General features: G+C 59.3%; 16 protein-coding genes. 10 read left to right on the top strand and 6 right to left on the bottom strand.

All coding sequences use genetic code 11. The features are described 5' to 3' along the window. The first annotated feature begins 159 nt into the window (after positions 1 to 159). From ACQY5B_RS03730 to ACQY5B_RS03720, 3 genes are all read left to right on the top strand, one after another. Positions 160 to 1,044 carry a sulfotransferase gene (locus tag ACQY5B_RS03730; RefSeq protein ID WP_420326315.1) on the top strand — a complete coding sequence of 295 codons (885 nt, stop codon included), beginning with the start codon at positions 160 to 162 and terminating at the stop codon, positions 1,042 to 1,044. A 130-nt stretch (positions 1,045 to 1,174) separates the two neighbouring features. Further along, on the top strand, positions 1,175 to 1,444 hold the full coding sequence (locus ACQY5B_RS03725) for a hypothetical protein (protein WP_420326316.1): 270 nt from the start codon (positions 1,175 to 1,177) through the stop codon (positions 1,442 to 1,444). A gap of 136 nt (positions 1,445 to 1,580) precedes the next feature. After that, on the top strand, positions 1,581 to 3,872 hold the full coding sequence (locus ACQY5B_RS03720; protein ID WP_420326317.1) for an adenosylcobalamin-dependent ribonucleoside-diphosphate reductase: 2,292 nt from the start codon (positions 1,581 to 1,583) through the stop codon (positions 3,870 to 3,872). A 420-nt stretch (positions 3,873 to 4,292) separates the two neighbouring features. On the opposite strand, the gene ACQY5B_RS03715 is transcribed toward ACQY5B_RS03720, so the two are convergent. Together ACQY5B_RS03715 and ACQY5B_RS03710 are read right to left on the bottom strand one after the other, a co-directional pair. Next, positions 4,293 to 4,706, bottom strand: coding sequence for a hypothetical protein (locus tag ACQY5B_RS03715; protein ID WP_420326318.1), 414 nt, complete (start codon positions 4,704 to 4,706; stop codon positions 4,293 to 4,295). Between the two features lie 78 nt (positions 4,707 to 4,784). Continuing rightward, on the bottom strand, positions 4,785 to 5,126 hold the full coding sequence (locus tag ACQY5B_RS03710; RefSeq protein WP_420326319.1) for a hypothetical protein: 342 nt from the start codon (positions 5,124 to 5,126) through the stop codon (positions 4,785 to 4,787). 544 nt (positions 5,127 to 5,670) lie between these two features. Between ACQY5B_RS03710 and ACQY5B_RS03705 the strand changes: the two genes are divergently transcribed. After that, entirely contained in the window at positions 5,671 to 7,059 is a 1,389-nt protein-coding gene (locus tag ACQY5B_RS03705) for a fused MFS/spermidine synthase (protein WP_420326320.1), read from the top strand. 194 nt (positions 7,060 to 7,253) lie between these two features. Then, positions 7,254 to 8,027, top strand: a complete 774-nt coding sequence (locus ACQY5B_RS03700; RefSeq protein WP_421917710.1) for a DUF3800 domain-containing protein — start codon at positions 7,254 to 7,256, stop codon at positions 8,025 to 8,027. Positions 8,028 to 8,095: 68 nt separating this feature from the next. On the opposite strand, the gene ACQY5B_RS03695 is transcribed toward ACQY5B_RS03700, so the two are convergent. Beyond that, positions 8,096 to 9,007 (bottom strand): LysR substrate-binding domain-containing protein, encoded by a 912-nt coding sequence (locus ACQY5B_RS03695; RefSeq protein ID WP_420326323.1) that lies wholly within the window; start codon positions 9,005 to 9,007, stop codon positions 8,096 to 8,098. A 120-nt stretch (positions 9,008 to 9,127) separates the two neighbouring features. Between ACQY5B_RS03695 and proX the strand changes: the two genes are divergently transcribed. From proX to betC, 4 genes are all read left to right on the top strand, one after another. Further along, positions 9,128 to 10,084, top strand: a complete 957-nt coding sequence (proX, locus tag ACQY5B_RS03690) for a glycine betaine/L-proline ABC transporter substrate-binding protein ProX (protein WP_420326324.1) — start codon at positions 9,128 to 9,130, stop codon at positions 10,082 to 10,084. A gap of 64 nt (positions 10,085 to 10,148) precedes the next feature. Further along, complete coding sequence (locus ACQY5B_RS03685) at positions 10,149 to 11,168, top strand: quaternary amine ABC transporter ATP-binding protein (RefSeq protein ID WP_420326325.1); 1,020 nt, start codon at positions 10,149 to 10,151, stop codon at positions 11,166 to 11,168. 9 nt (positions 11,169 to 11,177) lie between these two features. After that, a complete protein-coding gene (locus ACQY5B_RS03680) occupies positions 11,178 to 12,095 on the top strand; it encodes an ABC transporter permease (protein WP_420326326.1) in 918 nt (305 codons plus the stop codon). A 3-nt stretch (positions 12,096 to 12,098) separates the two neighbouring features. After that, positions 12,099 to 13,592 carry a choline-sulfatase gene (gene betC / locus ACQY5B_RS03675; protein WP_420326327.1) on the top strand — a complete coding sequence of 498 codons (1,494 nt, stop codon included), beginning with the start codon at positions 12,099 to 12,101 and terminating at the stop codon, positions 13,590 to 13,592. A gap of 118 nt (positions 13,593 to 13,710) precedes the next feature. On the opposite strand, the gene ACQY5B_RS03670 is transcribed toward betC, so the two are convergent. Next, positions 13,711 to 14,343, bottom strand: a complete 633-nt coding sequence (locus ACQY5B_RS03670; protein WP_420326328.1) for a tyrosine-type recombinase/integrase — start codon at positions 14,341 to 14,343, stop codon at positions 13,711 to 13,713. A gap of 476 nt (positions 14,344 to 14,819) precedes the next feature. Here ACQY5B_RS03670 and ACQY5B_RS03665 point away from each other — a divergent pair, with 476 nt between their 5' ends. Then, a complete protein-coding gene (locus tag ACQY5B_RS03665; protein WP_420326329.1) occupies positions 14,820 to 16,505 on the top strand; it encodes an AIPR family protein in 1,686 nt (561 codons plus the stop codon). A 215-nt stretch (positions 16,506 to 16,720) separates the two neighbouring features. On the opposite strand, the gene ACQY5B_RS03660 is transcribed toward ACQY5B_RS03665, so the two are convergent. Beyond that, the gene (locus ACQY5B_RS03660; protein ID WP_420326330.1) at positions 16,721 to 19,828 is read right to left on the bottom strand and encodes a DUF3427 domain-containing protein; all 3,108 of its coding nucleotides are present in this window, start codon (positions 19,826 to 19,828) and stop codon (positions 16,721 to 16,723) included. Positions 19,829 to 19,882: 54 nt separating this feature from the next. Then, a complete protein-coding gene (locus ACQY5B_RS03655; RefSeq protein ID WP_420326332.1) occupies positions 19,883 to 20,473 on the bottom strand; it encodes a class I SAM-dependent methyltransferase in 591 nt (196 codons plus the stop codon). Between the last annotated feature and the right edge of the window lie 240 nt (positions 20,474 to 20,713).

The following is a 20,713-nucleotide window of genomic DNA, read 5'->3' as shown; positions in this document are numbered from 1 at the left end:
CAACTAAGAGATCAGAACCCATCCATGCAAAACAAGTTCGCCCGTTTCTTCAGCATTTTCGCCGCCGCGGGTTTGCCCTGTGCAAGGCGTCTGCGGGCTTGAGCGCTGTCCGGCGCCGTGTCAGCCTGACCTCCTGTTGCGAAATGGCAGGAGGCGCGCATGGCGGAGGGGCTTGCGCATATCCGGCATTACCCCGAGCTGGACGGCAAGACACTGCTGGTCTGCGTCGGCGCCATGAAATGCGCCACAAGCTGGCTTCACGCCTACATGGGCGAACTGGAGGGCGTCACGCCTTCGCCCCTCAAAGAGCTGCATTTCTTCAACCGAGGTTACCCGGAACATGCCCTGAGTGACATCGACCTTCTGGCAGTTCGTCGCCTGACGCTTTTCCTGTCGCAAGAGGGCCACCCGGCAGAGCATCTGGCCGTTTCGCCGATGATCCAGGCTGCGCTGGATCGGGTACAGATGATCTACGACGAAAACGCCTATTTCGGTCACATGGCCCGGATCAGCACGCCTCGGACACGGGTGATTTGCGATGTCACCCCGGCCTATTCGGTGCTGGGGACGGCCGGTTTTGCCCGGATGCGGGCCTTTTGCGCCACGCAGGACATCCGGCTGAAACTGTTGTTCGTCTTGCGCGACCCTGTCGCGCGGCTGTGGTCGCAATTGCGGCACATGCAGCAGCAGGGCCTGACCGAAGATGCCACGCAGGCCTGGAGCGACGCCCTGGGCGCGCCAGCGATCATGGCACGGGGCGACTATCGGGCGACGGTCACGGCGCTGGACGACTGTTTCGCGCCCGAGGATCTCTTGTACCTCTTCTACGAGGATCTGGCGGAGGGCGATGCCCTGCCCCGGCTATGTCACTTTCTTGGCACCCCCTGGCAGGCGCCGGGCCCCGGACTGCGCCGGAATGCCACCACGGTCGAGACCGCCCTGCCCCGTGACGCGCACGAGGCCCTGGCCGCGGCCCTGGCGCCGCAATACGCGTTCTGCCGCGCACGGTTCGGCAGAGACCTGCCGGGGCAATGGCAAGGTTAACCTGACTGTCCGCAATGCGACGGATGCGGGATATTGGCAGGCACACCGCTGACACCGGTGCAGGCCTGAGACTTCCTTGACCAGTAGTCCCGCCCCTCGGTTCGGGGCGCCCATCCAGGAGACCAGACCCATGCCCGAAGACTGTATCATCATCGACGACATCGGCTTTCGTTTTTTCAGCGAGGACAACGGCCCCTTCATCGCAAATGACCGCGCCGTGCTGCAGACATTCGACCAACTGGCGGATCGCATCGTCCAGGAAGCCGCGTTCGACCACCTTGGCGCCGCCAGCGAGGCCGTTCAAAACGCCGCAAGCCGTAAATTCGCCGAAGAGCCGAAGGACCAACCGGGTCCGCAGCACATCGAGGATTACGTGCCCGGAGACGAGTTCTTTTTCTGAACAAGTGGCAATGTGCCGGAGCAAACCACTTGCATTCGGCGCATGATCTGGGGGACATGCCGGCAAGGCTGTCAATCTGTTGTGGAAAACTCGGGTTGCAGCTACATTGTTCAGCCTGCCACCTGAGGGAATCGCCATGACCCGCTTTGCCGCCCCCATCGCCGAACAGATCTGGGACATGAAATACCGCCTGAAACAGGCGGACGGCACGCCGCTTGACCTCAGCGTCGAGGACAGCTGGCGCCGCATCGCCAGGGCCCTTGCCACGGTCGAAAAGGACCCGGCCCACTGGGAAGAGCGGTTCTACGAAGCGCTTGAGGACTTCAAGTACCTGCCCGCGGGTCGGATCACAGCAGGCGCCGGCACCGACCGCAGCGTGACCCTGTTCAACTGTTTCGTCATGGGCACCATCCCCGACAACATGGGCGGCATTTTCGACCAGCTGCGCGAGGCGGCGCTGACCATGCAGCAGGGCGGCGGGATCGGTTACGATTTCTCGACCATCCGGCCCAAGGGCGCGCCCGTGGCAGGCGTGGCGGCGGACGCTTCCGGGCCGCTGTCGTTCATGGACGTCTGGGACGCCATGTGCCGAACGATCATGTCCGCAGGTTCGCGCCGCGGGGCGATGATGGCAACCATGCGCTGCGATCACCCGGACATCGAGGATTTCATCGGCGCCAAGGCCGACAGCGCGCGCCTGCGCATGTTCAACCTCTCGGTCCTGGTCACGGATGCCTTCATGGAGGCGGTCAAGGCGGACGGCCCCTGGGACCTCGTCTTTGACGGGGTCGTCTATCACACGCTGCCTGCGCGCGACCTGTGGAACCGGATCATGCGCGCCACCTATGATTACGCCGAGCCCGGCGTGATCTTCATCGACCGGATCAACCAGGCCAACAACCTCAGCTACTGCGAAACGATTGCCGCCACGAACCCGTGCGGCGAACAGCCCCTGCCCCCCTACGGCGCCTGCCTGCTGGGCTCGGTCAACCTGGCCCGGCTTGTGAACGCCCCCTTCACCGGCGATGCACACCTCGACGAAGAAGCGCTGGACGAGCTGGTCGCCACCGCCGTCAGGATGATGGACAACGTGGTCGATGCCTCGCGCTTTCCGCTGGAAGAACAGCGCCAGGAGGCCCTGAACAAGCGCCGTATCGGGCTGGGCGTGACCGGCCTTGCCGATGCCCTGCTGATGGTACGGCTGCGTTACGGATCCGAGGAAGCGGCGCGTCAGACCGAGTGCTGGTTGCACCGGATCGCCCGCGCCGCCTACCTGGCTTCGGTGCAATTGGCGAAGGAAAAAGGCGCCTTTCCGCTCTTTGACGCCGAGGCTTACCTGGACAGCGGCACGATGCTGGGCATGGACGAGGACGTGCGCAGCGCCATTCGCGAACACGGCATCCGCAACGCCCTGGTCACCTCGATTGCACCCACGGGGACGATCTCGCTTTATGCCGGGAACGTCTCGTCGGGGATCGAGCCGGTCTTTGCCTATGCCTACACCCGCAAGGTGCTGCAAAAGGACGGGACACGGACCGAGGAAGAAGTCGTCGACTATGCGGTGCAGATGTACCGTGAGACCTTTGGCGCCGAAGCCGCCCTGCCCGAGTATTTCGTGAATGCCCAGACACTGGCTCCGCTGGATCATGTCCGGATGCAGGCGGCGGCGCAGAAATGGGTCGACTCGTCGATCTCCAAGACCATCAACTGCCCCGAGGACATTTCCTTCGAGGACTTCAAGGATGTTTACCTGCAAGCCTACGAGACAGGCTGCAAGGGCTGCACCACCTATCGTCCGAACGACGTCACGGGATCGGTGCTGAGCGTGTCCGAGGTCGAGGACGTGGCCCCCGGCGAAGCCCCGGATCAGGTCCGGGGCGAAGGCGCCCAAGGCGCCGAGGTGGTCTACATGTCCGAACCTCTGGACCGGCCCCAGACGCTCGAGGGCGCGACCTACAAGCTGAAATGGCCCGACAGTGAGCATGCCATCTACCTGACGATCAACGATATCATCGTCGGCGGCCGCCGGCGGCCCTTCGAGGTCTTCATCAACTCGAAGAACATGGAGCATTTCGCCTGGACCGTGGCGCTGACGCGAATGATCTCTGCTGTCTTCCGCCGCGGTGGCGACGTAAGCTTTGTCGTCGAGGAACTGAAGGCCGTCTTCGACCCGCGCGGCGGCGCCTGGGTTCAGGGCAAGTACATCCCTTCGATCCTCGCGGCGATCGGCGGCGTTATCGAGCGCCACATGATCGCGACAGGCTTCCTCGAAGGCGAAGGCATGGGCCTGAAAAGCGACCCGACCGCCCAAGTGGTGAACCTGGACCAACCCCGCGGCCCGGCTTGCCCCAATTGCGGGCAATACGACATGCGCATGGTAGAGGGCTGCATGACCTGTGCCTCTTGTGGGCATTCGAAGTGTGGCTAGGCTATCGACCTTTCGGCGGTGATGTAGGGACAAGTGAAACATGTCCATTCCGCCGGGTTTCGTGTCCATTTTACAAGAGATACGTGACCATTGGTGTGAGAGCGGCCTGAGAGGGCCGTTTTCACCGGATTTCCGGGTCATTCGCTCAAGCAGGTAGCCCCTGGCCCGGGGTCGCCAAAGAAAACACGGCTGGGCTTGCTGAAGAAAGCTTTGGGCGGCTTCGCGCTGTGTTCTGGCGCGATCTGAGCCTGAAAGCACTTTGCGTTTGATTTGAATCGCAACCCGCTTCTATCGGCTCACGCTAGAACGCGGAACGCGATACTGACTTCCTCAGATGAAACGCAAAGTGCTGTAAACGACAGAGGGCCGGCCACGGGTGATCCGTGACCGGCCTTTTTCGTCTGCGGGGTGGGTTGGGCGTCAGAAAGCGCCGAGCTGTGCGCGCCGTTCGAGGGCGACCTCCGCTTCGAGCGCGTGGCTGACGTAGCTGGCCTTGGTGATAAACTGATCGAGGCAGCGTTCGACCTCGGACAGCGCGCGGCTTTCATCCGTGCCGCCGAGCCAGAGCAGATCGCCTTCGTCGCTTCGCGCGGGCATCGGCGCGCCGCCGCAGCTGTCGATGTCCCGGATCAGGCGCTGCTGCAGCGCGCAGGCATGGTCCAGCACGGCGGGATCGAAAATCCCGGCCTCCTGGGTTTCCTTCATGAGTTTGCCGAAGCCGTGGCGCAGCGACACGGTCAGCAGGTCATGCGCGCCGTTCAGCAACTCCCGCAAGGCCGCGCAGTCGAGCATGGCCTGCAGGGCGATATCTTCGGTGGAAAAGGATGAGGACATATCTGGCTCCTTGATTGTTCCGGGGGACGGCGGCTCTCATGACCGCAACAAGGACGGCGCCACATGGCGCCGGGGGCTTCAGACGAGCCAGATTTCCTGCTTCCGCGCCTCATGAAGGCCGTCAAGCAACATGCAGATGTCTTCGACAACCGGATCGCACGGGTCGATCGCCGCGAACCGCGCGGCCTCGATGCGGTCTTCATCATGCACATGGCGCAGCGAAAGCAGGTCTTCGAGCGCGTCGAGTTCGCGGTGATGGCGGCGGGTCAGCATCGGCGCTGTGGTCAACTCGTCCACGAGCTTGCGCAGGCGCTTCTGTGCCGCAGGGCCGCCCAGCAGCAGCGCCGCGTTGTCCAGCGCGGTGCAGTGGGCGACAATGAACGTCGCGGCGGGCGCGACATGGAAGAGGTCTTTGGGCATCGGCAGTCTCCTTCGTTTGCCGTTGGGGTTGCTGCGCCGACAGTTTTCGGGTCGGCATTCAAGACCGCCGCGCAGTGCCTATCTGCGCCTTGGCAAAAATGAGATTGGCCACATCGCCGAGGGGCGAAGCGAATTCTGGAAAAAATTGTCGGGGAGGTTTGGCTTGTCGTTCAGCGGCTCCATTGGTGGTTTCGGGGTATTGAGAAGGAGGAGGCGCCCGCGGCATCAGGCGCCTCGTTCCGGTTCTTGCGCCGTCTGCGGCGGCGCGTGTCTTTGAGCGGAACCACCAGAGTGCGTCGAAGGCCCCGGCCTGGGCCTTGTCGTCACGCTGGCTGGAACGCTCAGGCAGAAGATCGTTCGTTCCGGATGCAGCGGAAGCAGAATCTTGGCCCCGTCCATCTTTGCGTCCGCAAAACCATGATTTTCCGACAAAACCCGCTACGTCAAATGAACGGAGGGGCGCTGGCCCTTTATCATCCAAACCGACAAGGAGATCCCCATCCGCTTTCCCGTCACCATCGTCCTGATCCTCGTCCTGTCCGCCGTGGGCCTGACCTACGAGATCGCCGCGGGCCGCGTGCTCGCGCCGTTCTTCGGCACGTCGCTGCTGACCTGGACAACCGTTATCGCGACGGTGCTGGGCGGCTTCTCCCTGGGCAGCGCGCTCGGCGGGATCATCGCGGAGCGCCCGCGCGCCATCGCATTGAAGAACGTCCGCAGCGCGCTTGTCGCGACGGCGGTGCTGATGGCGGTGTCGCCGACGCTGCTGGGCTTGTTCCATTCATGGGGTGCGCGCGGCACGGATGGCATGATGATCAGCGTCTTCCTCGTCTTCTTCCCGGCCTCGGTCTGCGTGACGCTGCCATCGCCCTTGCTGGCCAAGCTCGCCATCGAAGCGCGGCCGGGCCGAGAGGGATCTTCCCTGGGCTTTGTGTTGGCGGCCGGATCGGTTGGCGCGATCTTTGGCGCGATCCTCGCCGGGTTCGTGACCCTGCCGCTGATCGGATCGACGGCGACCTTCGCCGCCTGCGGGGCGGTGGCGCTGCTCTGCCTGCCGTTCGTGCGGGGCGGGGAGCGGGGCCAGACGGGCGTGACTGTCGCAGCGGGAGCCTTCGTCGCCTTCGCGGGCCTCGCGGGATCGCCTGCCTGCCAATTCGAAAGCGGCCTGTCCTGCCTCCATGTTGCGCAACGCGGCGCCGAGGTGCGCCTGATCTCGGACGGCACCATCCAGGCCGCGGAGCGGATCACGCCGGGCGAAGACACGGTGGAACTGGCCCTGAGCTACACCGATTGGCTCTGGGCACGCATGGATCAGGATCTGGGACCCGAGGCATCGGTGCTGTTCATCGGCGGTGGAGGCTATTCCCTGCCCACCAAGCTGCTCGCCTCGCGGCCAGAGGCACAGGCTGTGGCCGTCGAGATCGACCCGCTGGTGACAGAGGTCGTGCGCGAGCACATGCCACGGGCGTCAGCCATGCTCGCTGAAGCCGGATATGAGGTCGGTCGGAAAGGCGCCGAAGGCCGACTTGGTATCGTCCACGCGGACGGACGCGTTTACCTGAACGAGACAGGGCACCGCTTCGACGCGGCCGTGATGGATGCGTTCTCCTCCAGCTCAGTCCCCGCGCACCTCGCCACCCATGAAACCTTCGCCCGCCTGCAAGAGATCGTCGATGGCCCCATCTATGTGAACCTCCTGGATGCCCCCAACGGCCCCCTCGCCCGCGGCGTCCACGCGATCCTTCGCGGCCTGTATCCCCATGTCGAGGTCGTGCAAGGCGAGATCAACGCCTTGGGCCGGACGAACATCCTGCTCGCAGCAGCACATAATCCGTTTGCAGGCCTGAGCGCGTCTCCGGGCGACTACATCCCCACCCAAATCGCCGAAGCGCGCGCATTCACGGATGATCGAGGCTGGGTCGGGCATAGGTGAAGTGATCGAGCATGTTCTCCGAGCTTGCGGCCCGTTGCGACCCTTCGCCAAGATGGCCCTCGCTGTGGCGTAGCTTCTCCGGACCGTTCATCCATGGCACCATGCTCAGTCATGCCAGATCGCAAAGCCGGGTAGGCAGAGGTGAGTTAGTCGTCAGCACTTCCCACAAAGGCAATAGTCTCCTATGTTGCGGCATGGCATACTTGTACTTAGATGATAGCAAACATCATCAGTTTGGATTTTCGTTGGCTGCGTTCGTTATTTGCGATGATGATCCAACAGAGGAAATTGCCAAAATCTTTAATAGAAGCGGTTTTGACCCATCATCGTTTGAGTATAAGTCTTCGGCCAAGATGAAAGGCGATGATAGACTGCAAGCGCTGCGTAGCGCATTGAAGTTGTACATTGGTAGAAAATGCAAGATTGCCATTTGCGTGGTGGATGGCGACAAGAATTTGGGGCCTGCGGCTCTGAAACTTTTGAGCACCGCGCTTGACCATCCCGACCTCACCGAACAGCGACACCAGGTATTCTTCGACGAAGGGTTATTTTCATCAAAGAAGGCCGCATATGAATTGGCTGGGAGTGAAGTTGCGCTTGCGTGTTGTGAGTTTCACTTCGAACAGGACTCGCGGCATCTTCTGGGCATACAGCTCGCTGACATTGTAGCGCATACTTGCAGCACGATGTTGCTCGAAAAACTTGGGCATGTCACCAAGATGATCGTTTTCAACAACCCGATGGACAGCGTCTACCATGGGTTGGAAATCGAATTGGGGTTTGAGATGTGGGCTGGTATTCGCTGCGCTTTTCTAAGCCAGAACAAGGCAAACCCCAAGGATGACTTCGACTTAGCAAACGTTGATGTCTATCCTTGGGGCTTGTTCGTTGACGAAAGTGTGGGCGAAACGATTTCTATCGCCGCGATGGAGCGATTCGGCGAGAACTATCTTGGCTGCATTCACTAACGGCCCAGAGCCGTCATTCGCTGCACAAAACCTGAATATCCGCTTACAAGAACTCGTCGTTGATCCGGTTAAGTGGATTGGGAAAACAACTGCGCTTTTTCCTTTACCCAATCGCAAAACACCTGCGCGTCCTTTCGGTTGTCCGTGGCGTCGATCAGGAAAAAGTAATCCCTCTCGATTTCCGGAAAATCCTCCAGTTTTTTCAGAGACCCATCACTCAAATATGGGTCGATCAATGGATTGCCTGCCAGGGCAACGCCTTGCCCTGCAATCGCCGCCTGAAGCATGTTGATGTAGGTGTTCAGCACAACACCACTGGCTTCGGGTGGCGGAGTAATGTCGCAATTGCGAAACCAGTTCGGCCAACGGGCACCCGGGCGATAGATTCCCGAGAGGTGGAGCAGATTTTCCCTCAGCAGATCTTTAGGGGACGTGAGATCAGTGTGTGCTTTGTACAGCGGGCTACAAACGGGAAAAATCCGCTCTCGCATCAAGGGTATTACCTTGCCCCATGGAGGTGGCGTCTCCGCATACCGGATTGCGATGTCGATCCCCTCGGCTTCCAGGTCCAACATGCGGTCGGAAACCACGAGGTTGAGTTCGATTTCCGGGTGCTGGTTGCTGAAGTCAACAAGCCGCGGCATCAGCCAATACGTGGCGAAAGCCGACGTCGTGGTGACAGTCAGACGCTCATCGCCGGCGCGGGAAGCAACGGATTTCAGTGCAGAGGCGATCTGGTGCAAGGCGGGTGACACCTCGGATTCGAGTGCACGCCCGGACTGCGTCAGCGTGACCTTGCGGTGATCGCGGTAGAACAGTTTGGCTCCAAGTGCCTCTTCCAACTCGGCAATCTGTCGACTGACCGAGACTCGCGTCACGCCCAGATCCTCTGCCGCTCTTGTAAAATTGGAGTGTCGGCACGCCGCTTCGAAAGTGATGAGATGCGGTAATTTCGTAAGGGTCTTGCGCAGGTTTGCCATAACGCTCCGGTTAACAGATTGCGCCGGATTTTGGAACTTCACAAACCGACGCCCTTGAAAAATCATTCAAGGCAGTATCAGTCGCGGCTTGGAACGGGTCGCATTCCACGCGAGGACAACATGAAACAGTTTATCAATCTTGCGCTCGCAACGGCGCTATCAGCAACGCTCGCAGTGCCTGCATCGAGCGAGGAACTGCCCGGATCGGGCGTGACGGTCTCCCCGATCAAGGGCTCACCTGCAAACGCCTGGTTTCAGCACATGGTCCTGCAACTGGGTCTGGAAGCACTTGGCTACGAGGTCGAGGAAACGCTGGAGGCGGATTTCCCGGCGCTGCATCTTGCCGTTGCGTCCGGCGATGCGGATTATACCTTCAACCACTGGAAGCCGCTGCATAACGATTTTTTCGACAAATTGGGCGGCGAGAGTGTGATGACGCGGGTGAATGCCGCGATCAAGGGCGCTGGCCAAGGCTATTACATCGACAAGAAAACGGCCGAGGCCAACGGGATCACCCATATCGGGCAACTCACCGATCCGGCCTTGGCGGCAATCTTTGACAGCGACGGTGACGGGCGCGCCAACCTGTCGGGATGCAACCCCGGTTGGGGCTGTGAACTGGCCATCGAGGATCACCTCGATGCCTACGGTTTGCGCGACACGATCCAGCACGATCAGGGCAGCTATTTTGCCATCATGGCCGACACCATCACCCGCTATAACGAGGGCGGCGCCATCCTCTACTACACCTGGACGCCGAACTGGATCAGCGATGTGCTGGTGCCGGGAACGGACGTGGTTCAGATCGGGGTCCCCAGTGAGGGAGACTTCGACGCGGGTTTTCCGGTAAACGACGTCTACATCGTCGCAAACAATGACTTTCTCGACGACAACCCGGCCGCGGCAAAGCTGTTCGAACTGGTCGACATCCCGATTGGCGCGGTGAACGCAGCACAGGTCAAGCTGCGCGACGGAGAGAACACGCTGGACGATTTCCGCCGCCATGCGTCCGACTGGGTTGCTGCCAACCAGGACGTCTTTGACGGCTGGATCGCCGAGGCCAAACAGGCCAACTGAGTCACTCCCCCCAACTGGCAGGCGCGGCCCAGGTCGCGCCCTTTTTCCCCGAAAGGAGTGCGTCGTGAGCGATGCGCAAATCGAATGCCGTGACCTGTGGAAGATCTACGGGCGACGGGCGGACGAGGCGATGAAAGCCGTGCTGGCCGAGGGGCTGAGCAAGGAAGAGGTGCGCGACCGATTTGACTGCGTCCTTGGTGTGCGCAATGCCAGCTTCAGCGTCCGCAAGGGCGAGATCTTTTGCATCATGGGCCTGTCGGGGTCCGGCAAATCGACGCTGGTGCGCCACGTCAACCGCCTGATCGACCCGACTTCGGGCGAGATCCATGTTGCGGGGCAGCGCGTCGACACGATGGGCGAGACCGAACTGCTGGACCTGCGGTCGCGGACCATCGGCATGGTGTTCCAGCACATGGCGCTGTGGCCGCACCGGACGCTGGGCGACAACGTGGGCTTCGGGCTTGAGGTGCGCGGCATCGGCGCGGCCGAGCGGCGCGCGGCCGCCAAAAAGGCGCTGGAGGCGATGGATCTGGGCGGCTGGATCGACCATTACCCGGACCAGTTGTCAGGAGGAATGCAGCAGCGGGTGGGCCTTGCCCGCGCGCTGGCCGCGGACCCGGAAATCCTGTTGATGGACGAACCGTTCTCGGCGCTGGATCCGCTGATACGTCGGCAGTTGCAGGACCAGTTCCTGAATCTCTCGGCCCATATGGACAAGACCACGCTGTTCATCACCCATGACCTGGACGAAGCCATCCGCATGGGCGACCACATCGCGATCATGAACGATGGCGAGATCGTGCAGATCGGCACGCCCGAGGAAATCGTCACCAAGCCCACGGATGACTACGTGGCCGAATTCGTCAAGGGCATCAGCCGCGTGGGTCTGGTGCGGGCCGAAACCATCATGGAACGGCTGGACGGTCGCGAGCCGACGGCCAAGCAGGTCGCACTGAACGCCGAACTGGGCGAGATCATCGAATTTTTCATGGAGGATCAGGACCCCGTCACCGTGGTCAGCCCGGATGGGCCGCCGGTGGGGCAGATCACCATCAAGGCCGCGCTGACGGCGCTGCGCGGATAGGGGGACGTCATGGACCTGTGGAACATCTTTGACGAGGAATGGGTGCCGGTTGGCCTCTGGGTCGAAAGCGCCCTGCAATGGGTCGTGGCCAATTTCCGGTTCATCTTTCAGGCGATCAAGGTGCCCTTCGACATCGTTCTGACCGGGCTGGAAGACGGGCTGACCGAGGCGCCGGACCTCCTGATCCTAACGCTGATCGTGTTGATCGCCTGGCAGGCGGGGGGACGCAAGCTGGGCCTGATCTCGCTGGCCTGCATGTTGGGCATAGGTCTGATGGGCGCGTGGGAAGAAAGCATGACCACCCTGTCGATCGTGCTGACCTGCGTGGTCTTCTGTTCGCTGATCGGCATCCCGCTGGGCGTGTTCGCGGCCAAGAACGACCGCTTCTGGATGGTGCTGCAACCCTTCCTTGACCTGATGCAGACGATCCCTTCGTTTGTCTACCTCGTGCCCATCGTGATGCTGTTCTCCATCGGCAATGTCTCGGGCGTGATCGTGACCTTCATCTATGCCCTGCCGCCGGTGGTGCGCCTGACCAATCTTGGGATCCGACAGGTGCGGGCCGATATGGTCGAGGCGGCGCGGGCCTTTGGTGCCTCGAAACGGCAGACGCTGTACAAGGTTGAACTGCCGCTGGCGATGCCCACGATCATGGCCGGGGTGAACCAGACCATCATGATGGCGCTGTCCATGGTCGTCGTTTCGTCGATGATCTCTGTCACCGGGCTGGGCCAGATGGTGCTGCGCGGGATCGGGCGGCTGGACATGGGGCTGGCCACTGTCGGCGGTCTGGGCATCGTCCTTCTGGCCATCGTCATCGACCGCACTTCGCAAAGCTTTGGCATCTCGGCCCGCGACCGAAACCACCGCAAATGGTACGAAACCGGACCGGTCGGCGCCCTGCGCGCGCTGGTCAACAAAGGATAATCCATGTCTGACCGTCCAAACATCCTATTCATTCAGGTCGATCAGCTGACAGCGGGCGCCCTGCGCGCCTACGGCGACCAGATCTGTCACGCGCCCACCCTCGACGCACTGGCCAAGGCCGGTGCGGTGTTCGAAAATGCTTATTGCAACTACCCGCTTTGCGCGCCCTCGCGGTTTTCCATGGCGACGGGCCAGTTGGCGGGCAAGGTCGGGGCCTATGACAATGCGGCAGAGTTCTCGGCCGAGATCCCGACCTATGCGCATTACCTGCGCGCGGCGGGGTATCAGACGGCGCTGTCGGGCAAGATGCACTTTATCGGACCGGACCAGTTCCACGGCTTTGAAAAGCGTCTGACAGCGGATCTGTACCCGGCGGATTTTGCCTGGGTGCCGAACTGGAACAATGAGGGCAAGCGCGACACCAATGATCCGCGCGCCGTGCGCATCGCCGGGGTCTGCGAAAGGACCGTCCAGATCGACTATGACGAAGAGGTCACTTTCAAGGCGGTGCAGCACATCTTTGACATGGCGCGATCAGAGGATGACCGGCCGTTCTTCCTGCAGGTTTCGTACACCCATCCGCATGAACCCTATCTGTGCCGCAAGGAGTTCTGGGAACTCTACGAGGATGTGGACATTCCGATGCCGCGCGTTCCCGCCCTGCCAGAGCAGGAGCACGATCCGCATTCCGCGCGTCTGCTCAAGGATTTCGGCATGTTGGGCATCCGGTTCAGCGACGAGGATGTGCGGCGCGCGATCCGCGCCTATTACGGCTCGATCAGCTATATCGACAGCCTCGTGAAACGGGTGCTGGACGCGCTGAAGGCGACCGGCGCAGATCAGAACACGGTGATCGTGTTCACCTCGGACCACGGCGAGATGCTGGGCGAACGCGGCATGTGGTTCAAGAAGCACTTCTTCGAGAAATCGCTGCGCGTGCCGCTGATCGTCACCGCCCCGGGGCTGGATCCGCAGCGGGTGCGTGAGCTGACCTCGCTGGTGGACCTGGTGCCCACCTTCAATGCGATCGCAGGCGTCGAGGAGTTGAGCGAACCGCTGGAGGGTGGCGATCTGCTGAGCCTGACCGACAAGGGCGATCCTGAACCGCAACGTGCCGTCTATGCCGAATATCTGGCCGAGGCGACGCCGGTGCCGATCTTCATGATCCGTCGCGGGCGGTTCAAGTTTATCTCTTCGTCGCATGATGGAGAATTGCTTTTCGATTTGGAAGATGATCCAGACGAAAGGATCAACCTGGCAGCGTGTGCCAATCATCAGGAGGTTGTTGCCCGCTTTCGCGAAGAAGTTGCCCATAAATGGAACGAAGACCGGCTAACCCGCGAGATTCTGCTAAGTCAGAAACGCAGGGCCATCGTGAGAGATGCAATGGGGAAAGGGCAAAAACAACGTTGGAACCATGGCGAGAATGGTGCTGATCAGGTGATTTGGTATCGAGGCGAGCGGGGTTACAACGAATGGGCGTTTGACTATATCTGAGCCGAGACACTTCGTGCCTCAGGCGTCAAATTTTGTAACACGTGGCACCCAAAGCAGACGTTTATGACGTAACTAACCATTGTCTGTTCTGGGCCGTCCGTGAAGACGGCCCAAGTCTTCAGATTTCTACGGCTTCCGCGATTGCCAAGGCGTCTTCAAGTTCTACGCCCAGGTACCGCACGGTGCTGTCCATCTTGGTGTGGCCGAGCAGTAACTGCACCGCACGCAGGTTGCCTGTCTTTCGGTAGATCTGCGCCACCTTGGTACGACGCATGGAATGGGTACCATAAGCGCTTGGTTCCAGCCCGATTGATTTCACCCAATCACGGACCAGGCGTGCGTATTGTCGCGTCGAGATGTGCAACCGCTCGTGGAACCGCCCAGGCCAAAGGTATTCAGAACCGATCATCAACGGCTCATCCATCCAACGCAGGAGCGATTTCCGCGTGCCTTCGGTGATCTCGAAGAGGACGGGTTTTTGCGTCTTGCTCTGGATGATCGAGGCCCGCTCTTTGACCTGACCTGCAGCGAAAACATCAGCCACCAGCAGTTTCACCAGATCGCATCCACGCAGTTTGCTGTCGATGGCAAGGTTGAACAGCGCTAAATCACGATAGTTCTCGGCAATCTCCAGTCGCACACGGATCGCCCAGACATGTTTGGGCATCAGCGGCCGTTTCTGACCGACTATGCGTCCCTTGTTCCAGGCGGGACGGAGAGCGCGAATGGCAGGTAAATTTGGTGTATGCATGATGGTTCCTCCAATCCACCACGCCCTGCCACAGCGCCAACCAAACGTTGGCTCAGCAGTCTAACACATGCCGGTGCCGATGTAGCGAACTTCCGGAAGGAGCCCACTTTACCAAATGCTACGCCCTGGTCGAATGACAGGGAAGCGCAGATAGCGCCCTTTGCAAAGTCGAGGTGATCGGAAGCGACTTCTGGCCCGACCGGCCCAGAGCCGCCTTTCCTTGCTGTCATGCGCAATAGCGGCTTTTCGGCCGACCGCTCTGTCTACACCTTCAGACCTTTCCCAATGGTCAGTCTCGCAACAGTCGTCCGCTTGCACATGGCCAACACAATAGTTCGATCGCGGCGAACTTCAGGCGCAAAACATCGCCACGGGATGACGATGAGACGGTTGTCGACCTTTGCGACGCTATCTTCTATGGTGAAGAAATCCAAAGATAACATTTCACCCCGCCAAGAAGGCCAGGACGCAAAAATATGGAAGCAAAAAACCTCAGGCACTCTGAATTCTCTAACGTCTTGGAAAAGCACTACTCTGGTCGTGCGCCTGACTTTTCCAAGAGATTCCTAAAGTGGTTTCTTGAGAACATTTTTAGGCTCGATGAATTTGCAGCCGATGATGCTTGCGTTGACGCGAAACACGACAAAGGCGTGGATGCAATTTACGTCGATGATATTTCCGAAGTTGTCTATGTAATACAGGCCAAGACAAAAACGAATGACAAGGCTGCACTTGGAGATACTGAGTTAAAGGATTTTTACGGAACTCTGGTTCAATTTGATAGTGCCGAGAAGATTGAGGAACTCGCAAAAGAAACAAAAAACGAGCGACTTAGGCAAGCGATAACAAGAAATGAGGTGTCCGAGAAGGTTGCCGCCGGCTATGACGTGCAAGGTATCTTTATCACCAACGTTCCGGCGAATGAAGATGCTTACAACTACATTGAAAAAGCCGAGGTTATCGATCTGTATGACGCTACAGAGATTGCCGCGGATTATGTCGATTTGGATGTTGACGGTGGCATCTCCGAAAGGTTTGATTTCGACGTTTCCGATAGCGATGTCATCGAGTATGACGCTGGAGGCGCCTCCGCCCGAATTTTTCTCGCATCTGCCTTGAACCTCACAAAAATGAAGGGAATTTCCGACGGCGCCCTTTTCGAGCAAAACGTCCGATTGTCCTTGGGGAACACAAAGGTTAACAAGAGCATCAAGGCAAGCATTCGCGAAAAGAAAGAGCATGGAAACTTTCCATTGTACCACAATGGCATAAATGTTCTTTGCCGAGAGATACTCGAAGAAAGTGACCAAACCATTTCAGTAGACGACTATGTGGTAGTTAACGGCGCACAAAGTCTGACCTCATTGCTCTCCGAGCGATCTAAAATCACTGATGATCTGAAAATTCTTGTCAAACTCATAGAGGTCAAAGGCGACGTTTCCCTATCCCAGAAAATCACACGCAACAGCAATAACCAGAACGCGATCAAGGCGCGCGATATGAAGTCAAACCACAACTTGCAGCAACGTCTTAAAGCTGAAGTTAGCAAAGTAAGTGATGGCAATTTTGCGTATGAGATAAAGCAAGGCGAGAACAATAAAGGGAAGGAAATTATTTCCAACGAATCTGCTGGCTTGGTGTTGCTGGCTGCGGATCTTGAGCAGCCTTGGAGTTGCCATCAAAAATACAAAGTCATGGACGACCTCCATTCGGAAATCTTTGGTCGACTGGGCGTTACAGGTGCAAGAATTCTTGCACTATGGAAATGTTTTCAAGAGATACCTACAGTCCTGGACGAGCTGGAAAATAAACCGTTCGCAAATTACGCCCTTACAAAATATTTTCTTTTCTTTTCTGTGATCCAAATCATTAAGGATAGCTCGGAGGGTGTGCATATCCTAAAATCACTGGATGAGTTCTCAAAGAACGACCAACTTGATAAGCTTGCCGCAGGTTTTGCGATCTTGGCTCGGAATGCTGCGATTGATCTGAATGCTGAGCTTGCGCCGGAAGAAGACGATTACTTCGACTACAAAAACGATCTAAAGAGCCCGAAATGGTGTAGGGCCATGTCGGCAAAACTGCTCGCTCAGCATAAGAAGGATGTCCGGCGCGATAAGGCTGATTCAGTGGCTGATGCCTTCGATGAGTTGCTTGAATAACTGGTGTCTTTTCTTGGCATAACAGCTTCCTTGATGCGATCATCCATCTCTTGTCACAAAGCCGCAGCGAGCTTGTAGGCCGGATCATCAATGCTTTGGCTCAACCAATCGGCACGCCTTTTTGAATGTTCCCCTTCGTATTGCGGACTTTCCTCCCGAGTGCGGCGAACTTCCGCTCCCCGCCCGTCCTGCAGCAATTACCCAAAGCACAATTGTCACTCGAGGCCAAACAGCAGCCTCAGGGCTTCGGGTACAGGTTCATTCAGATCCCATTGAACCGTGATCGGTGCCTCTCCGTCCCAGCCGGCAAAACGGACGGGGCCTGCGTAGCGGAATGGCGCGGCGCGTCCATCTCGGAGTTTGGATTTTCGAACGAACAGGTGGATCGTCCAGCCGGGCTCTTCTCCGGATATGATCTTGCCGCGGCTGCTGGCCCGTCGGGTGCTGGTCTGGGTTTGCCAGACAAAGCGGGTTGGGCTGGCGAATTCGTCGGCGTAGTGATCGCCAACCGACATGCTGCTCTTGTCCATGGTGACGAGTAGGATCATGGCTTTGACGTCCTTGATCACAACGATGCCGGAGTTCCAAGAGCCCGTGTTGAACACGGCGCCGAATAGAGGCGGGATTTTTTCGCGGGAGTATTCTTCCCAGATCTTGGGACCTAATGCGGGCGGGACTGGTCGAGAGCCTGGCGGCTCTGCTGCCGGCGCGTATGAAGGATTGACATCCTGCTCGTAGGTAATGCTTCGGGTCTGAAAATGCCGAAGTAGACGCCAATCGACCAGTTCCGACGCCAATGCTGACAACTGAGCTTCATGGCTTTCGCTGATTGTTGTCTCGAAGGTTCCAGGACCAAGGCGGAACCATTCGGTTTCGCCGAGCAGCTTTAGTGGGAACTTGGTGAGCAAAGTTCGGATCGCTGCAGTGTCATCGGGATCGACGCTTAGATCCGATTTAATTTCGGGGTTGCGCCGGGCAAGACGACTGACACGTTCGGCGAGATCTGCAACGGCAATGCGGCCCGGGAATGCGCTTGCCTCGATCAATCCGCGCAGGGCCAACATCTTGTAGCTGCGCGTCATTCGCGTGGTCTCAAGCTCGTCCAGGAGGCCTTTGTGGACGGTCCAAGCGGCATGCATATCACCCGTCAGATCGCCCATATCGTTGACGAAGCCAAGCCAACCAGCGTGGCCAGTTCGACCAGGATTGAACCCTGCGTGCTGAACTTCAGAGGCAGTTGGCCGAACCCCGTGCCGGTCGCGGAAATCGCGGTAGAAGGCGGCCAGTTCTTCTCCGTCGCGCGGTTGGCGGATCAGGGATTTGAGGATGTCGAGGGCTTCAAGATCGTAGGTGACTTCGCAACCCGCCGGAAAGCTCATCTCATGGCGTTCAAGTTTTTCCAGAGCGATCCGGAGCGCACCTTCGCCTGCGCCGATGCGCAACAGCGTTCTGGCTTTGGTCAGGAAGATGCGGTGGTTGCCGATATAGTCGATAACAGCCAGATGCGTTTTCTCGGCTGATCGCCGCAGCCCCCGTCCAAGTTGCTGCAACCAGATCACTGGGCTTTCGGTCGGACGCAGCATTAATACGGTGTCGATCGAGGGAACATCGACGCCTTCGTTGAACATGTCGACCGCGTAGACGATGTCGAGGTCTCCGTTCTCGAGCGCTTTCAACGCGCTGGCGCGAGGGGCCGATGTCTCGCCGGAATGGACGGCCACAGCGCGCAAGCCAAGCGCCAAAGAAAACTCAGCCATGAAATCTGCGTGGCGGCGCGAGACGCAGAAGCCGATCGCCTTTTTGCCGCCACGCCGCGCCAGTTGATCCAGCGCGTTTTCAGCCCTTGCCTGCGTGGCGACGGCTTCGGTCAGGGCGGCCTCATCGAATTTGCCGCTGCGCCATGGGATCTGCGCGTATTCCACCGGATCAGGTACGCCGAAATACTTGAAAGTAGAAAGCAATTCGCGATCTATGCCAGACCAGAGATCACATTCATAGACGAGGTTTTCCTCGCACAGCCCGAGCAGATCGCCGCCATCACTGCGGTCTGGTGTTGCCGTCAGGCCCAGCAGGAATTGCGGGGTAAAGTGATCGATGATCCTGCGATAGGTCGTGGCGGCGGCGTGGTGGAATTCATCCACTACGATGTAGTCGAAGGCGTCAGGGGCAAATCGGTTTAGGTGCTGCGTGCGCGAGAGCGTCTGGATCGAGGCAAAGAGCACATCAGCACCGAAATCTTTCTCGCCGCCGCTGAACCGGCCCAGCCGCGCTTTGGGCCGGACCGCGCGGAAGGCAGCCATGGCTTGTGTCAGGATCTCTTCGCGATGGGCGACGAACAGGACGCGCGCCGCAGGCTGGCTGTCAAATGCGGCAAGGAAGGTTTTGCCGAGGCCGGTTGCCAGAACGACTAGCCCGGCGCGATAGCCTTTGGCGCGTGTCGCAGCGAGGGCGTGGAGTGCCTCTTTTTGGATAGCGTGCGGCTTAGGAGTGTCTTCGGGTGCTTCCGCTTGAACGCCGGATTGCATAGGCAATGGCGCGATCCGGCGGGCCTCGTAGTTATCGATCCAGTCGGCAGTGAGATCGGTGACCTCAGGCCGTGCCAGGAGGTTTTCGAAGGCTGCGCGGGCATTTGTCAGTGGCAGGGCGTCGGATCGGTCGAAATGGCGCAGGTTCCATTCGACACTTTCGGTCAGAGCGGACCGCGACAGGTTCGATGATCCAACGATCAGGGCGCCTGCGCCGTCCGCAAAGGAAAACATCCAGGCCTTGGGGTGAAACGGAATGCGGTCTGCCTGAAAGATGTAGAGGTGCCGGTCGTGTTCGAGATCCTGCAATAGGCGCAGTGCCGTCGGCTCCGTCACGTCCAGATAGTCGCCAGTGAGCAGCCGTAGCCGCCCTCCGCGGTCCAACAAGTCGCGCAGATGCGGCAGGACCAGCCGCGCGCCCGAGGTCATGAGAAACGAAACTGCCAGATCGATGGATTGCGCCTGGTCGATCAGGGGGCGCAGATGAGCATGGAGGGCGTCATCGCCACCGGAAATCAGCGGGCTGTCATGTGGCGCGCCGGGTATGGGGCCGATTGCGGTGGCGGGCGCTTCCAGCCGGAGATGGAAATGAGGTTCGGTCTCTATGAGGGCGACCGGGGCCTGACCTTCATCCGTTTCCAAAAGCTTTTGCGCCGGGGTCACGCGCGCCATGAGAGCAATCTGCTCCGCCTCGGTCAGATCACGCCAGCGCTTCACGTGCCGACGCGGTGCAAGGACAAGGCCACCACCATTCCGGATCAGGATAACCTGGGTATCACACTCGATCACGGTATCCATGATCGGGGTGCACAACGGACATGGGGTGGTGGCGGAAATTTCAGCGGGCACGCGTCAGGATTTTCTTAGCAAGGCATTGAGCCAAATATCTTCTTTTCGATCAGGTCGGCGATCGTTGGTCCGCCACAGTTCAACCTGCCGCAGTGCGGGGCATTCGTCCAGGAGCGCCGACAAAGATTCTTCGGTCATGTCGGTGAAATGTCGTCCGTTCTTTTGCCGGTCGCCGGACCCGAGCTTGAAGGACGCGTAGAGAATGCCGTCTGTGACCATGTGGTCGGCGAGGCGGCGCATGACAAAGGGCAGGTCCTTGCGCGCGACGTGAAGTAACGAAGCACAGGCCCATATCCCCTCGAACGAGTGGTCCCAGGAGAAGTCTTCGAACCGCATTTGCTGCACAGGAAGCCCGGCAAAATCCGCAGCTGCTTTCACCATGGTGGGCGAGACGTCGAAGGCGGCCACCTGATATCCAGCGCGGTGGAAGGCTCGCGCGTCGCGGCCCGATCCGGTCCCTGCGTCAAGGATGCGCACCGTGTCGCCAGGGGCTTGCGGTAGTAAGATGAGAAATCGGTCGCGCAGCGCCGACATGTCAACGTGCCGGGTGTCTTTCAAGAATTGCTCGGCATTGGTGTCGTAAAAATCAATCATCGAAGGCGCCTGTGTATCGGTACTACCGCAGCATTCCAGGGGTGGCGATTTAGTGTCAATCAGATGCCCTTCCTATCGTGGAACAGGTGCGGTTGGTCACTAATAGACCAGGCCCCGTTGGGCGGCAAAGCCGGTGCTCCGCGAACACAGGTATTGCTTTCCGACAGGGCGATATTTCGTGTCGTTCTTGACCCCAATGGTTGTGCCGGGCCACATATGTTATTGATTTGCAAAGCTTCG

The organism is Antarctobacter sp. (assembly GCF_965277915.1).
Classification (GTDB): Bacteria; Pseudomonadota; Alphaproteobacteria; order Rhodobacterales; family Rhodobacteraceae; genus Antarctobacter.
Note: the sequence above shows the minus strand (reverse complement) of the source record. Positions and strands in the feature narration are given on the sequence as shown.

Coding starts and splice junctions, on each gene's coding strand:
- ACQY5B_RS03695 (WP_420326323.1), bottom strand. CDS start 9,007: ATGGCAAACCTGCGCAAGACCCTTACGAAATTACCGCATCTCATCACT.
- ACQY5B_RS03665 (WP_420326329.1), top strand. CDS start 14,820: ATGGAAGCAAAAAACCTCAGGCACTCTGAATTCTCTAACGTCTTGGAA.
- ACQY5B_RS03700 (WP_421917710.1), top strand. CDS start 7,254: ATGGCATACTTGTACTTAGATGATAGCAAACATCATCAGTTTGGATTT.
- proX (WP_420326324.1), top strand. CDS start 9,128: ATGAAACAGTTTATCAATCTTGCGCTCGCAACGGCGCTATCAGCAACG.
- ACQY5B_RS03715 (WP_420326318.1), bottom strand. CDS start 4,706: ATGTCCTCATCCTTTTCCACCGAAGATATCGCCCTGCAGGCCATGCTC.
- ACQY5B_RS03725 (WP_420326316.1), top strand. CDS start 1,175: ATGCCCGAAGACTGTATCATCATCGACGACATCGGCTTTCGTTTTTTC.
- ACQY5B_RS03660 (WP_420326330.1), bottom strand. CDS start 19,828: ATGGATACCGTGATCGAGTGTGATACCCAGGTTATCCTGATCCGGAAT.
- ACQY5B_RS03655 (WP_420326332.1), bottom strand. CDS start 20,473: ATGATTGATTTTTACGACACCAATGCCGAGCAATTCTTGAAAGACACC.
- ACQY5B_RS03710 (WP_420326319.1), bottom strand. CDS start 5,126: ATGCCCAAAGACCTCTTCCATGTCGCGCCCGCCGCGACGTTCATTGTC.
- ACQY5B_RS03720 (WP_420326317.1), top strand. CDS start 1,581: ATGACCCGCTTTGCCGCCCCCATCGCCGAACAGATCTGGGACATGAAA.
- ACQY5B_RS03680 (WP_420326326.1), top strand. CDS start 11,178: ATGGACCTGTGGAACATCTTTGACGAGGAATGGGTGCCGGTTGGCCTC.
- betC (WP_420326327.1), top strand. CDS start 12,099: ATGTCTGACCGTCCAAACATCCTATTCATTCAGGTCGATCAGCTGACA.
- ACQY5B_RS03730 (WP_420326315.1), top strand. CDS start 160: ATGGCGGAGGGGCTTGCGCATATCCGGCATTACCCCGAGCTGGACGGC.
- ACQY5B_RS03670 (WP_420326328.1), bottom strand. CDS start 14,343: ATGCATACACCAAATTTACCTGCCATTCGCGCTCTCCGTCCCGCCTGG.